This is a genomic window from Serratia bockelmannii (assembly GCF_051803255.1).
GTDB lineage: Bacteria > Pseudomonadota > Gammaproteobacteria > Enterobacterales > Enterobacteriaceae > Serratia > Serratia bockelmannii.
The window spans coordinates 4,986,026-4,998,873 of record NZ_CP196512.1; the positions used below are offsets into that span (position 1 = coordinate 4,986,026).

The 12,848-nt window shown below is 60.8% G+C and carries 12 protein-coding genes; 5 read left to right on the forward strand and 7 right to left on the reverse strand.

The features are described from left to right. Nucleotides 1-6: 6 nt before the first annotated feature. From prlC to ACSJLU_RS23680, 3 genes are all read right to left on the reverse strand, one after another. Complete coding sequence (prlC, locus tag ACSJLU_RS23670) at nucleotides 7-2,049, reverse strand: oligopeptidase A (protein WP_193402973.1); 2,043 nt, start codon at nucleotides 2,047-2,049, stop codon at nucleotides 7-9. 118 nt (nucleotides 2,050-2,167) lie between these two features. After that, nucleotides 2,168-2,629 (reverse strand): HIT family protein, encoded by a 462-nt coding sequence (locus ACSJLU_RS23675; RefSeq protein ID WP_049209146.1) that lies wholly within the window; start codon nucleotides 2,627-2,629, stop codon nucleotides 2,168-2,170. Nucleotides 2,630-2,645: 16 nt separating this feature from the next. Beyond that, nucleotides 2,646-3,050, reverse strand: a complete 405-nt coding sequence (locus tag ACSJLU_RS23680; RefSeq protein WP_025304616.1) for an ASCH domain-containing protein — start codon at nucleotides 3,048-3,050, stop codon at nucleotides 2,646-2,648. Nucleotides 3,051-3,185: 135 nt separating this feature from the next. Here ACSJLU_RS23680 and ACSJLU_RS23685 point away from each other — a divergent pair, with 135 nt between their 5' ends. Then, the gene (locus tag ACSJLU_RS23685; protein WP_004931012.1) at nucleotides 3,186-4,028 is read left to right on the forward strand and encodes a 23S rRNA (adenine(2030)-N(6))-methyltransferase RlmJ; all 843 of its coding nucleotides are present in this window, start codon (nucleotides 3,186-3,188) and stop codon (nucleotides 4,026-4,028) included. Between the two features lie 130 nt (nucleotides 4,029-4,158). Beyond that, nucleotides 4,159-5,511 (forward strand): glutathione-disulfide reductase, encoded by a 1,353-nt coding sequence (gene gorA / locus ACSJLU_RS23690; RefSeq protein WP_025304617.1) that lies wholly within the window; start codon nucleotides 4,159-4,161, stop codon nucleotides 5,509-5,511. 77 nt (nucleotides 5,512-5,588) lie between these two features. Here the strand turns inward: gorA and ACSJLU_RS23695 are convergent, their stop codons facing one another. The 3 genes from ACSJLU_RS23695 to ACSJLU_RS23705 all read right to left on the reverse strand — a co-directional run bounded on the left by ACSJLU_RS23695 (nucleotide 5,589) and on the right by ACSJLU_RS23705 (nucleotide 7,688). Next, complete coding sequence (locus ACSJLU_RS23695) at nucleotides 5,589-6,107, reverse strand: DinB family protein (RefSeq protein ID WP_127146858.1); 519 nt, start codon at nucleotides 6,105-6,107, stop codon at nucleotides 5,589-5,591. A 66-nt stretch (nucleotides 6,108-6,173) separates the two neighbouring features. After that, nucleotides 6,174-7,025 carry a PhzF family phenazine biosynthesis protein gene (locus ACSJLU_RS23700; protein ID WP_127146857.1) on the reverse strand — a complete coding sequence of 284 codons (852 nt, stop codon included), beginning with the start codon at nucleotides 7,023-7,025 and terminating at the stop codon, nucleotides 6,174-6,176. Nucleotides 7,026-7,058: 33 nt separating this feature from the next. Next, the gene (locus ACSJLU_RS23705; protein WP_127146856.1) at nucleotides 7,059-7,688 is read right to left on the reverse strand and encodes a LysE family translocator; all 630 of its coding nucleotides are present in this window, start codon (nucleotides 7,686-7,688) and stop codon (nucleotides 7,059-7,061) included. Nucleotides 7,689-7,826: 138 nt separating this feature from the next. Here ACSJLU_RS23705 and ACSJLU_RS23710 point away from each other — a divergent pair, with 138 nt between their 5' ends. The 3 genes from ACSJLU_RS23710 (at nucleotide 7,827) to ACSJLU_RS23720 (ending at nucleotide 11,613) form a co-directional block, all read left to right on the forward strand. Next, nucleotides 7,827-9,176 (forward strand): PLP-dependent aminotransferase family protein, encoded by a 1,350-nt coding sequence (locus ACSJLU_RS23710; RefSeq protein WP_301481143.1) that lies wholly within the window; start codon nucleotides 7,827-7,829, stop codon nucleotides 9,174-9,176. A 161-nt stretch (nucleotides 9,177-9,337) separates the two neighbouring features. Then, on the forward strand, nucleotides 9,338-9,832 hold the full coding sequence (locus ACSJLU_RS23715; protein WP_049205620.1) for a molybdopterin-dependent oxidoreductase: 495 nt from the start codon (nucleotides 9,338-9,340) through the stop codon (nucleotides 9,830-9,832). Next, nucleotides 9,829-11,613, forward strand: coding sequence for an ATP-binding response regulator (locus ACSJLU_RS23720; protein ID WP_025304623.1), 1,785 nt, complete (start codon nucleotides 9,829-9,831; stop codon nucleotides 11,611-11,613). The genes ACSJLU_RS23715 and ACSJLU_RS23720 overlap by 4 nt, the downstream gene beginning before the upstream one ends. Here ACSJLU_RS23720 and ACSJLU_RS23725 read toward each other — a convergent pair. Beyond that, nucleotides 11,603-12,454 carry a helix-turn-helix domain-containing protein gene (locus ACSJLU_RS23725; RefSeq protein WP_025304624.1) on the reverse strand — a complete coding sequence of 284 codons (852 nt, stop codon included), beginning with the start codon at nucleotides 12,452-12,454 and terminating at the stop codon, nucleotides 11,603-11,605. The genes ACSJLU_RS23720 and ACSJLU_RS23725 overlap by 11 nt on opposite strands. Nucleotides 12,455-12,848: the final 394 nt, after the last annotated feature.

The following is a 12,848-nucleotide window of genomic DNA, read 5'->3' on the forward strand; positions in this document are numbered from 1 at the left end:
GTCGGGTTATCCTTTAATGCCGTAATGGCGCAGCATAGCATCCAGCTGCGGCTCGCGGCCACGGAAGCGTTTGAACAGCGTCATCGGCTCTTCCGAACCGCCGCGCGACAGGATGTTGTCGAGGAAGGATTTGCCGGTCTCGGCGTTGAAAATCCCCTCTTCTTCGAAGCGCGAGTAGGCGTCGGCCGACAGCACTTCCGCCCACAGGTAGCTGTAGTAACCCGCCGCGTAGCCGCCGGCGAAGATGTGGCTGAAGGCGTGCGGGAAGCGGCCCCAGCTCGGCGAAGGCACCACCGCCACCATTTTCTTCACTTCCGCCAGCGTCGGCAGGATCTGCGCGCCTTTTTCCGGGCTGTATTCGAAATGCATGCGGAAATCGAACAGGCCGAACTCGAGCTGGCGCAGGATGAACAGCGCCGCCTGGTAATTCTTGGCCGCCAGCAGCTTGTCGAGCATGGCCTTTGGCAGCGGCTCGCCGCTCTGGTAATGGCCCGAGATAAACGCCAGCGCTTCCGGCTCCCAGCACCAGTTTTCCATAAACTGGCTCGGCAGTTCGACCGCATCCCACGGCACCCCGTTGATGCCTGAGACGCCGGCGGTATCGATCTGCGTCAGCATATGGTGCAGACCGTGGCCGAACTCGTGGAACAGCGTGGTCACTTCGTTATGGGTGAACAGCGCCGGCTGGTCGCCCAGCGGACGGTTGAAGTTGCAGGTCAGGTAAGCGACCGGTTTTTGCAGCGTGCCGTCAGCCTTGCGCAGGCTGCCGACGCAGTCGTCCATCCAGGCGCCGCCGCGTTTGTTTTCGCGGGCGTACAGATCGAGGTAGAAACTGCCGCGCAGCTCGCCGTCGGCGTCGAACAGATCGAAGAAGCGCACGTCCGGATGCCAGGTCTCCACGTCTTTACGCTCTTTGGCGGTGATGCCGTAGATGCGTTTCACCACTTCGAACAGCCCTTCCACCACACGCTGTTCCGGGAAGTACGGGCGCAGCTGCTCGTCGCTGATGGAGAACAGGTGCTGCTTCTGTTTTTCGCCGTAGTAGGTGATGTCCCAGGCGTCGAGCTCGTCCACGCCATAGTGCTGTTTGGCGAAGGCGCGCAGCTGTGCCAGCTCCTGCTCGGCCTGCGGGCGGGCGCGCTTGGCCAGATCGCTCAGGAAGCCGATCACCTGCTCCGGGCTTTCCGCCATCTTGGTCGCCAGCGACTTGTCGGCGTAGGTGTCAAAGCCCAGCAGCTGAGCCAGCTCATGGCGCAGCGCCAGCGTTTCCGCCATCACTTCGCTGTTGTCCCATTTGCCGGCATTCGGCCCCTGATCGGAGGCGCGGGTGGCGAAGGCGCGGTACATCTCTTCGCGCAGCGCGCGGTTGTCGGCGTAGGTCAGCACCGGTAGGTAGCTCGGCATGTCCAGCGTCAGTAGCCAGCCGTCTTGCTCTTTGGCCTGCGCCATCGCCTGGGCCTGCGCCAGCGCGCTTTCCGGCAGGCCGCTCAGCTCGGCTTCGTCGGTAATCAGTTTGCTCCAGCCCATGGTGGCGTCGAGCACGTTGTTGCTGTAGGTGGAACCCAGCTCGGACAGGCGCGCGACGATCTCGCCGTAGCGCTGCTGTTTGTCCGCCGACAGGCCGATGCCCGACAGCTCGAAGTCGCGCAGCGCGTTGTCCACCGCCTTGCGCTGCGGCACGCTCAGCGCCTCGAACGCCGCGCCCTCTTTCAGGCTGCGGTAGGCCTGGTACAGCCCTTCGTGCTGGCCGACCCAGGTGCCGTACTCGGACAGCAGCGGCAGCGCCTGCTCATAGGCGGCGCGCAGCTCCGGGCTGTTTTTCACCGAGTTCAGGTGCCCGATCGGCGACCAGATGCGCGACAGGCGATCGTCCGACTCCGCCAACGGCTGACACAAATTGTCCCAGGTGAACGGCCCCGGCTGCGCGACCACGCGCTCTACCGCGGCGCGGCAGTCCGCCAGCGCGGATTGCACCGCAGGCACGATATCTTCAGGGCGGATCGCCGAGAACGGCGGCAGGGAAAACGGGGTCAGCAACGGATTTGTCATAGGGCAGTCCTGATTAGCGTTGGGGCCCGCCACGGGGGCGAGCCTTAAAATGCGTATGAATCTCTAACATGGAGCCAGGCAACAGGAAAATCAATGCCCGGCGTTGATCGTTCGTGCCTTAAACGGCGCGTTGGCGAATGCGTGCGGCCAGCGCCGCCAGCTGTTCGTCGTCGGCGCGCGCGGCGTCGTGGGAGGAAATGTAGCCCTCGTAATGTTCGAAAAACTTCGGCGAGGTCGATTCGATCGGCCGCCACTGATCCAGCGACGCGGTGCCGTGCAGCGGGATCAGTTTGGCATGCACATGGTCAACGCCGTAGCCCTCGAAGACCATGCCGCAGCGGCCGACGTCGTCGAACGCGCGATCCAGCTGCTTTGCCACACGCTTGGTCGCCAGCATCAACGCGCTCAGCACCTCGTCCGGCAGGTCAAAGGCGTAGCTCGGGTGGTGCGCCTTGGGGATCACCACGCTGAAGCCGTCGGTGTTGGGAAAGATGGACAGGAACGCCAGATGGTCGTCGTCTTCCCAGATTTTATGGCACGGCGCCTTGCCCGCCACGATGTCGCAAAAAATGCAGCTCATCCTTTCTCCTTGTGATTCACAGCGTTTCAACCCGTTCGAATTCTTCGAACACCAGCCACATGTCCGGCGCAAAGCTCCCCTCGCGGGTAAAGAATGCCTGATGCCCCTCGCGCCAAAACGCCAGGCTTTTGTCGCCTTCGCCCTCTTTGGCCGCCATCTCGGCGGTCACTTGGTCGTAGCGCACCAGGCGCAGCGCCAGGGTTCTGATCACGCAGGCCGGTTCGCCGCGGCCATCGAGAACGATGCTGTAATCGCCGATCCGCGGGGTTTGTTCCCGACGATAGCTCGCATAGGAACTGCAGGTGGCGGTTTTATCCCCGCTCAGCACCAATCCCAGCAGTTCGTCGGCTAACGCCGGGCCGTCGCCGAACGCCCAGCGCGCCGCGTCGGGGTAATTCGCCAAAATCGCCTGTTTGCTCATCGTCCTGTCCCTTTCTGTTAACGTCTGCGGCAACGGAGTCCGGTTTTTCCCGGCCAGACAGTTTATACTGTGCAGATTATAAGCCTTATTGCATTGAATGCTCCGTCTGCGGAGCACAAGGAACCGCCACCCGTCATGTTAAGTTATCGCCACAGTTTCCACGCCGGCAACCACGCCGACGTGCTCAAACACACCGTTCAGAGCCTGATCATCGAGTCGCTGAAGGAAAAAGAGAAGCCGTTCCTGTACCTGGATACCCACTCGGGCGCGGGCCGTTATCAGCTCAGCGGCGAACACGCCGAGCGCACCGGCGAATACCTGGAAGGCATCGGCTTGCTGTGGCAACGCGACGATCTGCCGGAAGAGCTGGCGGCCTACATGAGCGTGGTGCACAACTTTAACCGTTCCGGCACGCTGCGCTACTATCCCGGCTCGCCGCTGATCGCCCGCCAGCTGCTGCGCCCACAGGACAAAATTCACCTGACCGAGCTGCACCCGAGCGACTACCCGCTGTTGCGCAGCGAGTTCCAGAAAGACGAGCGCGCCAAAGTGCAGCGCGCCGACGGCTATCAGCAGCTGAAATCCCAGCTGCCGCCCCTGTCGCGCCGCGGCCTGATCCTGATGGACCCGCCGTATGAAATGAAGACCGATTACCAGGACGTGGTCAAAGGCATTCAGGAAGGCTACAAGCGTTTCGCCACCGGCACCTATGCGCTGTGGTACCCGGTGGTGATGCGCCAGCAGATCAAACGCATGCTGCGCGATCTGGAAGCCACCGGCATTCGCCGCATCCTGCAGATCGAGCTGGCGGTGAAACCCGACAGCGATCAGCGCGGTATGACCGCCTCCGGCATGATCGTCATCAATCCGCCGTGGAAGCTGGAACAGCAGATGAAAAACGTGCTGCCGTGGCTGCACAAGGTGCTGGTGCCGTCGGGCATCGGTCACCATCTGGTGAACTGGGTGGTACCGGAATAATCCCCATCAGGGCGCGGTTTGCCGCGCCCTGCGTCCACCTATCGCAGCCATCGACGCAATCTTTGCGACAAACCCCGGTCAGGCGTTAAACTCTTACCCTCTTCAAATTCACAACTCATGGAAATCCCAGATGACGAAACATTACGATTATCTAGCAATTGGCGGCGGCAGCGGCGGTATCGCATCGATCAACCGGGCAGCCATGTATGGCCAAAAGTGTGCGCTGATTGAAGCCAAAGAGCTGGGCGGCACCTGTGTAAACGTGGGTTGTGTACCGAAAAAAGTCATGTGGCACGCGGCGCAGATCGCCGAGGCCATCCATCAGTACGGCCCGGACTACGGCTTCGACACCACCGTCAACGCCTTCGACTGGAAGAAGCTGGTCGCCAACCGCACCGCCTATATCGACCGCATTCACAACTCCTACGATAACGTGCTGGGCAAGAACAAGGTCGACGTGATCAAAGGCTTCGCGCGCTTCGTGGATGCGCACACCGTGGAGGTGAACGGCGAGACCATCACCGCCGACCACATCCTGATCGCCACCGGCGGCCGCCCGAGCCATCCGGCTATTCCGGGTGCGGAATACGGCATCGACTCCGACGGCTTCTTTGAGCTGGACGCCATGCCGAAACGCGTCGCCGTAGTCGGCGCCGGCTATATCGCCGTGGAGATCGCCGGCGTGCTGAACGCGCTCGGCGCGGAAACGCACCTGTTCGTGCGCAAGCACGCGCCGCTGCGCAGCTTCGATCCGATGATCGTCGAAACCCTGGTGGAAGTAATGAACACCGAGGGGCCGAGCCTGCACACCGAATCGGTGCCGAAAGCGATCGTCAAGAACGCCGACGGCAGCCTGACGCTGCAGCTGGAAAACGGCAAAGCATTCACCGTCGACTGCCTGATTTGGGCCATCGGCCGCGAACCGGCGACCGACAACCTGAACCTCGGCGTCACCGGAGTGAAAACCAACGAGCAAGGCTACATTGACGTCGATAAGTTCCAGAACACCAACGTCAAAGGCATCTACGCGGTGGGCGACAACACCGGCGCGGTAGAGCTGACCCCGGTCGCCGTGGCCGCCGGCCGCCGCCTGTCCGAGCGCCTGTTCAACAACAAGCCGGACGAGCACCTGGATTACAGCAACATCGCCACCGTGGTATTCAGCCACCCGCCGATCGGCACCGTCGGCCTGACCGAGCCGGAAGCCATCGAGAAATTCGGCGCGGACAACGTGAAGGTGTACAAATCCTCCTTCACCGCCATGTACAGCGCCGTGACGCAGCACCGCCAGCCGTGCCGCATGAAGCTGGTGTGCGCGGGTAAAGAAGAGAAGATCGTCGGCCTGCACGGCATCGGCTTCGGCATGGATGAAATCCTGCAGGGCTTCGCGGTGGCAGTGAAGATGGGCGCCACCAAGAAGGACTTCGACAACACCGTGGCGATCCACCCGACCGCGGCGGAAGAGTTCGTCACCATGCGCTGAGGCGCAACTTCGCCGGGTTTCGGCGCGTAACAGGCCAGGCGCGAAAGCGTCTGGCTTTTTTATTTCTCTCGCTCGCCTCACCGCGCCTGGCGGTAATGATCGCGAAGAAACACCGGCAAATCGTTCGCCGGCGAGGCGAAGGGTACTTGATAGAGCATATCGCCGACAAAACCGCGATGATAGGTAGCGTGGTTGACGACATGCAGCACGATTTCCTGGCGCGTCATCCGGCCTTCCCCCCCGCCGACGAACTCGAAATGTACCACCTGCGCCAGCGCCTCGGGTGACCAGTTGTCCACCTGTTCGATATACCAGCGGTCCATTTCCTCCACCGCACACCGCAAGTCGTCAAGCGCAGGCGTTTGCTCGGTGTTGCGCGCGAGGTAGCCATGCTTGCGACCTTGCAGATGGTGCCTGAAGATATCGTCCACCACATACACATGATTTAAGGTATGCACCATATTGCCAAAACGGGTCGGCCGCTGCCGTAAGGCTTCACCGGCCGGCAAGGACATCACGGTGTCAAAGGTCAAGGCGTTCGCCCAGGCTTTGTAACGCACCAGCATTTTCAAGGTATCGATGGCCGTTGCAGACATACTGCTCACTCCTTATCGGATGAAAATCGATATTCCGTTCAGCCGCACACAGTGCGGCGACGCTTTCTACGCCGTGCCAATCCCTTGCAGCCGCCCTTCGACCTGAGTGCGCGTATTGCCGCCCACCCAAATCCGGCCGCTCTCGTCGTGGGTGATATGCACGCGCCCGTTGCGCCCACGGCAGCGGCCCTGGGCGGCGATATAGCCACCGCTGACCACGCCGCTTGCGAACAACCACTGGGCCAGCGAGGCATTGAGGCTGCCGGTGACCGGATCTTCGACGATAGCGCCAAGATGATCGCTCAAAAAGGCGCGAACTTCGAAGGCTGCGTCACCATCGGCATGTGGGCCGACGACGCCAATGTCCACTCTGCGCGGCCAGCTTCTCGCCGGCGTCAGGGAAAGTACCCGCTCAGCGCTGGCCAGCCGGATCCCCAGCCACCCCGGACCGTTATCGATCCAGGCGGCATCGAGCGCCTCCTCAGGCGCGATACCTAAAAACTGCAGCGCGTCGGCCAACGTCTCTTCTGAGGGCGCCCCGGAGCGAATCAACGGCGGCGCGGCAAAACACAGCCGTCCTGCCTCGCGGCGAATGCTCACCAAGCCCGCCCCGCATTCCTGGATGATCTCCGCCCTATTGCGCGGCATCCCCTCCGCAGTGAGCCAGGCATGACAACTGCCCAGCGTCGGGTGTCCGGCAAATGGCATTTCACGATCCAGGGTGAATATCCGCACCCGGTAATCCGCCTGGGGGTGCGTCGGCGGCAGCAAAAAGGCCGTCTCCGACAGGTTGAACCAACGCGTCAAACGCTGCATGTCCTCCGTCGACAACGCTTCGGCGCCCGTGATCACCGCCAACGGATTGCCGGCGAGCGGCCCGGCGCCAAAGACATCCACCATCTGCATGCCAAAAACCATCGCTTCTCTCCTCAGGTTAACGCCGGGCGTTCATTACCCCCGCGATATCAACAGCTCCAGGCCCGCCAAAGCGAACAGCAGCGCAAGCGTTCCTTCAATCCAGCGCCTCACCCGGGTGTAAAACGCGATCATCGGCGCCGTTGAGAACAGCAGGGCATACCCCCCGAAAATCGTCACGCCGAGCAGCGCGCAACCGCCAATAATTGCCGGTAAAACCTGCTCAGGCGCGCCTTGCCGCAATCCCAGCGACATGATCGCCATCCAGGACATGATGGCCTTGGGATTGCCGAGATGCATCAGCACACCCTGCCGATAAAGCGCCCGATAAGGCCGCGCATCGCGCCCCGCGGCCATGCCCGGCGTCGCGGCGGACGTCTGTAACGCGGACTTTCCGGCGCGCAGCGCCAGATACAGCATATACACGCCGCCAACGATTTTGATGGTCCACAGCGCTTGCGCATACGTGGCCAACACGGCGGAAAGGCCGGTCGCGGCCAACATCGCCCAGCACAGCGATCCGGTCACCACGCCGGCGGCCAGCACCAATGCGGGCCTGCGGCCGTCACGCATCGCCACGCCCATGATCGCCATGTTGCTGGGGCCGGGGCTGGCGGTAGCGAGGAGATAGGCGCCGTAAACCAACGCAAGCTGACTGACCATCATGGAAAAACTCCGCTGGCCCGCCTTACGGCCGAGCCGTTGTTGAAAACGCCGGGACTCCTCACCAACATAGTATGTGTTACACTTTTCGCCTATTTAAATAGTGTCACGTGACACTATATTCTTTCTCCGAGAGCGACCATGCGGCTTCAATCCCCCTGGCAACCCCGCCTGGCCAACGTGGAAGCCACTACCGTCGAACGGCTGGTGCTGGCGTTGGCTGACGACATTATCGAGGGCAAGCTGCAAGGAGGCGATCGTTTGCCGGCACACCGCCCCCTCGCCTGGCAATTGGCGATCGGTCTGGGCACGGTGACCAAAGCCTACGCCATCCTGGAACGACGCGGGCTGGTCCGCAGCGTGAAGGGGCGCGGGATGTTCGTGGCGATCCGCCGCGCCCGTGAAGAACGTGAAATCGATCTCTCGTCCAATGCGCCGCCGGCGATGCTGACTGACCGTTTGCTGGCACGCACGCTGGCCGGCATCGCACGGAAAATGGATGCAGATCATCTGAACCTCTATTCCCCTCCGACCGGGCACTTGGAACATCGGCGTCTGTTGGCCCGCTGGCTGGAAAACGCCGGCGTCACGATCGAACCGTCGCACCTGGCGCTGACCAGCAATGCCCGTCAGGCGATTTCGTTGGCATTTGACCTGGCCTGCGGGCCACGCGGGACGATACTGACCGAGAGGCTGACCTACCCCGGCGCGATCGCGCTGGCCCGACGTAAAGGCCATCGCCTGATCGGCGTGGAGATCGATGCGCAAGGCATGGTGCCGCAGGCGCTGGCGAGCGCGCTCGAGCGTGTCTCCTCCGGCCATCTTGCGGTCTATCTGACACCGACGCTGCATAACCCGACGACCGCCACCATGAGCGCCGAGCGCAGGCGGGCTATCGTCGAGATATGCCGGCAGGCGAATGTCTGGATCATCGAGGATGGCGTGTATGCCCTAGGGCATTCAGCAGTGCCTGCGCTCGCGACGTTGGCACCCGAGCGGGTGTTCCATGTCAATGGCCTGTCGAAAACGCTCGGCCCGGGGTTGCGGATCGGTATGCTGACTCTACCGCCCGACATGCAAACCGCGGCGGAAGAAGCCTTGCAAGATATTCCCTTCGCACCTTCGCCACTGTCTTGCGTCGTGGTGGGGGAGTGGTTGTCCAGCGGCGCGATCGAGGCGATACCGCAAGCGTTGCGCCATGAGGCTCAGCGAAGAGTGCATCTGGCTACCTCGATATTCGATGCCGACGAATGCGTATCGCATCCCGACGCTTACCATGTCTGGCTGCCGATGCCGCGCGAAACCGCCGAGTCTGTGGCCGCCGCCGCCGCGTTGGCGGGCGTTAAAGTCACGCCGCCGGCCGCGGTCATGGTCAATGACGGCGAAAGTGAATCGGGCATTCGCCTGTGCCTGGGTTCCCCCTCACTGGACGAGCTAACGGCAGGCCTGACGCAGCTGGCCCAGCTGTTGAAAGCACATCGGAACGGCTGACAAACGGAAGGGAAAGGTTACGCGCACGGGCCGACCGACCCAGACCTGTTCTTTTTGTGCGGTTTACTATTCCCTTCGCACCCGCCTGCTTTTTCTGCCATTATTCTGCCTGATAAATTAGCGGGACTGATACAACCTCCCCGCGCCTCTGGAGAACACCGATGCTGTTCAAACTATGCAAAACCCTTGCGATAGCCTGCGTGGCCCTGATTATCGCCCAGAGCAGCGCCCTCAGCTTTACCCTGGAAGTGGCGGGCAAGATCGACAACGTGACCGACCCGGTCAACAAAAGCTATCTGTTCACCGATAAACAACTGTTGGCGATGCCGGTGCGCAGCATCACCACCTCCACGTCCTGGACGCCGCAGAGAAAATTCGAAGGGATTTCGGTGGCCGATATCCTGGAGCGCGTCGGCGCCAAGGGCGAGACGCTGACCTTCTACGCGCTGAACGATTATTACATCGACGTGCCGCTGTCCGACGTCACGAAATACAACATGATCCTGGCCTACAAGATGGACGGGGAAATGCTGAAGCTCAGAAACTTCGGCCCGCTGTTCCTGGTGTACCCGCGTGACGCCGCCGGGCCTGAACTGAACTCGCCGTTGTACAATTCACGCTTTATCTGGCAAGTCGACAGGATCGTGATCAAATGAAGCTGACGACCTTTAAGAACGGCAGCAGGCTGGCGATCCCGGCCATCTTTGCCGCGCTGTTTTTAGTGGCTTCAACCGTCACGCTCTATTACTACAGCGCCACCCTGTCGAAGAAAGGGCTGTATGCCATCGCCGGCACGCAGGAGAACTACTCCTGGTCGATCGCCAAGTTCTCCATCAAGCTGGCGGAGTTCGACACGCTGGTCGAACAGCAAAGTCACGCGCCGCAGGTGGACAACGACAACCTGCGGCTGCGGTTCGAAATCCTCTATTCGCGTTTTTACGTGCTGGAAACCGTCTCCGAATCGACCCAGCCGCTGTACGCCGAGCCGGGCTACCCGGAAGTGGTCAAACAGATGCGCCTGCAGATGGATCGCATCGATAAGCTGCTGGACAGCCCGAAAATCGACTTCGACCAGGTTTTCGCAGCCATGAAGGCCATCAAGCCTTACTCCATCGAAATGGCCAACCTGACCGACCATGCCGAGGTGAAGCAGCGCACCGCCGCCTATGAGGACTACATCGAGAAGCGGCACATTATTTTCTATGGGCTGGTGATCGTCATGTTCTCGGTGATCGCGCTGATCGCCATCACCCTGATCGTGTTCCGCCAGCAGCGGCTGACCATTCGCCAACAGGCCAAGGCGATTGAGGCGGAGAAAGCGACGCGCACCAAAAACGCCTTCCTCGGCGCTATTGGCCACGAGCTGCGCACCTCATTGCAGAGCGTGATGTCGGCCATCGACGTGCTGGTGAATACCCGGGTGTCGGCAGAGCATGCGGACACCTTCCAGCGGCTGGAGACCGCCGCGCAGCAAATCGAAAGCCAGATGAAAGATCTGACCGACTACGCGCACCTCGACAGCGGCATGATGGAATTGCGCATCGTACCGTTCGACGCGCAGAAGCTGATCGCGGAGACCGCCAACGAAATCGCCACCCTGACCCGCAAAGAACAGGTCAAACTCAGCTGTGAAGTGGAATGCAGCCACCTGCTGGTGCACTCCGATCCGCTGCGCATCCGGCAGATTATCGTCAACCTGCTGACCAACGCCTACAAGTACACCGAAAGCGGCAGCATTACGCTGCACAGCTGCCTGCGCCGCCAACCGGGCGGCAGTTCGTTGATTATCGAAGTGACTGACACCGGCATCGGTATCGAAAAAGACCAGCTCGATCAGATCTTCAAGCCCTTTACCCAGTTGGATCAGTCGCATACCAAGCAGTATGCCGGCGTGGGGATGGGGTTGGCGATCGTGCACGGCCTGGTGACGTTGCTCAACGGCACCATCACGGTGTACAGCGAAATCAAGAAGGGCAGCACCTTTATCGTCAGCATTCCGGTGCAGATCAGTGAAGACGAACGTGCCGACGAGCCCGCCGCTGCCAATGCCTCTCTGCAGCATAAGCCGCAGCAGGTTCTGGTGGTGGATGACAACAAGTCGGTGGGTGACGCCTTTGCGGCGCTGCTGGACAAGCTGGGTTACCAGCACGAACTGTGCGACTCGCCGGAACGCGCGCTGCAGAAGCTGCTCAGACGTCCTTACGATGCGCTGTTGCTGGATTTGCAGATGCCGGGCATCGACGGCGCTGCTCTGGCCAGGCAGTTGCGCAACCGTCGCGGCCCCAACCGCCATGTGCCGATCATCGGCATCAGCGCCTACACGCCGGAGCAGTTAACGGCGGATCAGCGCGCCCTGTTCGATAACTACCTGATGAAGCCGGTTCGACTGGATGCGCTGTCGAGCGCGCTGGCCGAGGTGTTCCCCGCTAAAGATTAAAACAGCGTTGCAGTGCGGCTTCGATCACATGGAGCCGCACCGGTTTTTCATAAGGGCCGAGCACGTCGTACTCGCGCATCGCCTGAGCGATTTCCGATTCGCGTCGGTCGGTGCCCAGTTCACCGGTCAGCACCAGTACCGGCGCGTCCGGATTGTCGGAGGCGCGGATGGTAGCGATACAGCGATCCGCCGTTTCCTCACCGATCAACCAGTCCACCACGTAACCGTCGAACAGGCTTTGCTGCAACGCCTGACAGAAACTGTCGACGTCGTAAAACGCCACCGCGTTGAACCCGCAGCCACCCAGATACTTGGCCAGTTCATCGGCCGCCTGATGCGAATCGTCCAATACCGCGATGCTCAGCCGCTCGTCGTCGCCGAAGCCGGGCCGGATTTCGATCAGATCGACGCCGTAACGCGGGCCTGCCGGCGCCTCATCGGTGCGATAGATATGCCACTGCCCTTCCACGCGCAGCGCCACAAATTCCGCCGGCCGCCCGGCAGGAAGCTCGTCGCCGATGTGCCCGACGCAAGGTATCGCCACCCCCGCCACGACAAAGATGGCATCGCGCGCCATGTTTGGCTCGGGAGTCTCGTGTTCGGCGCTCAAATCGGCGATCGCCGCCGGCGTTTCTCCGAGCGCGGCCGCGACGCTGTTGATCTGTTCCAGCGTCCAGGGGCTTTGCCCTTTCAGTTTGCGGTGCGCATGTGAAAAACTCAGATCCAAGATGCGGCTGAGCTCGCGGGCATGCTGACGTTTTCCAATCCCGTAATGTAAAAACAGCTCCCTGACCCGATTGGCAATCGACTGTGAATCGAATTTTTGGTGATTGTTATCCATTTGTTCCTTCGATTTTTTTTACTGATTTATCAGTCGTTTTGATTATTTCCGCTGAAAAAGCCACATCTAAAACTAGCATCTGATGCAATTATGCGTTAAAAACGTTGCTTGACATACCATGTTGCATCGTCAAACATGGTATCAAAAGAGACATACAGCAATACACTATAAAAAATAACACCAGCACGTTTTTTAATAATAACCATAGTAACACCAGGGAAAATTTGTTCCGTTGCCGCTACTGAGACGATGATCACATCGCTCGGACTGCACAAGCAAAACGGGGCTTGAGCCTTTAGCGCTAATCTGTTTTACCCACTTTTGAGCCGGGATCCGTCAGGGTCCCGGTTTTTTATTGCCCTGGCGCCGCGCCATCATACGGACTCACCTCGCA

Excerpts from the sequence above, each read along its gene's own strand:
- ACSJLU_RS23705 (WP_127146856.1), bottom strand. The coding sequence starts at position 7,688 with ATGATGGTCAGTCAGCTTGCGTTGGTTTACGGCGCCTATCTCCTCGCT.
- prlC (WP_193402973.1), bottom strand. The coding sequence starts at position 2,049 with ATGACAAATCCGTTGCTGACCCCGTTTTCCCTGCCGCCGTTCTCGGCG.
- ACSJLU_RS23715 (WP_049205620.1), top strand. The coding sequence starts at position 9,338 with ATGCTGTTCAAACTATGCAAAACCCTTGCGATAGCCTGCGTGGCCCTG.
- ACSJLU_RS23685 (WP_004931012.1), top strand. The coding sequence starts at position 3,186 with ATGTTAAGTTATCGCCACAGTTTCCACGCCGGCAACCACGCCGACGTG.
- ACSJLU_RS23725 (WP_025304624.1), bottom strand. The coding sequence starts at position 12,454 with ATGGATAACAATCACCAAAAATTCGATTCACAGTCGATTGCCAATCGG.
- ACSJLU_RS23695 (WP_127146858.1), bottom strand. The coding sequence starts at position 6,107 with ATGTCTGCAACGGCCATCGATACCTTGAAAATGCTGGTGCGTTACAAA.
- ACSJLU_RS23710 (WP_301481143.1), top strand. The coding sequence starts at position 7,827 with ATGCGGCTTCAATCCCCCTGGCAACCCCGCCTGGCCAACGTGGAAGCC.
- gorA (WP_025304617.1), top strand. The coding sequence starts at position 4,159 with ATGACGAAACATTACGATTATCTAGCAATTGGCGGCGGCAGCGGCGGT.
- ACSJLU_RS23675 (WP_049209146.1), bottom strand. The coding sequence starts at position 2,629 with ATGAGCTGCATTTTTTGCGACATCGTGGCGGGCAAGGCGCCGTGCCAT.
- ACSJLU_RS23680 (WP_025304616.1), bottom strand. The coding sequence starts at position 3,050 with ATGAGCAAACAGGCGATTTTGGCGAATTACCCCGACGCGGCGCGCTGG.
- ACSJLU_RS23700 (WP_127146857.1), bottom strand. The coding sequence starts at position 7,025 with ATGGTTTTTGGCATGCAGATGGTGGATGTCTTTGGCGCCGGGCCGCTC.
- ACSJLU_RS23720 (WP_025304623.1), top strand. The coding sequence starts at position 9,829 with ATGAAGCTGACGACCTTTAAGAACGGCAGCAGGCTGGCGATCCCGGCC.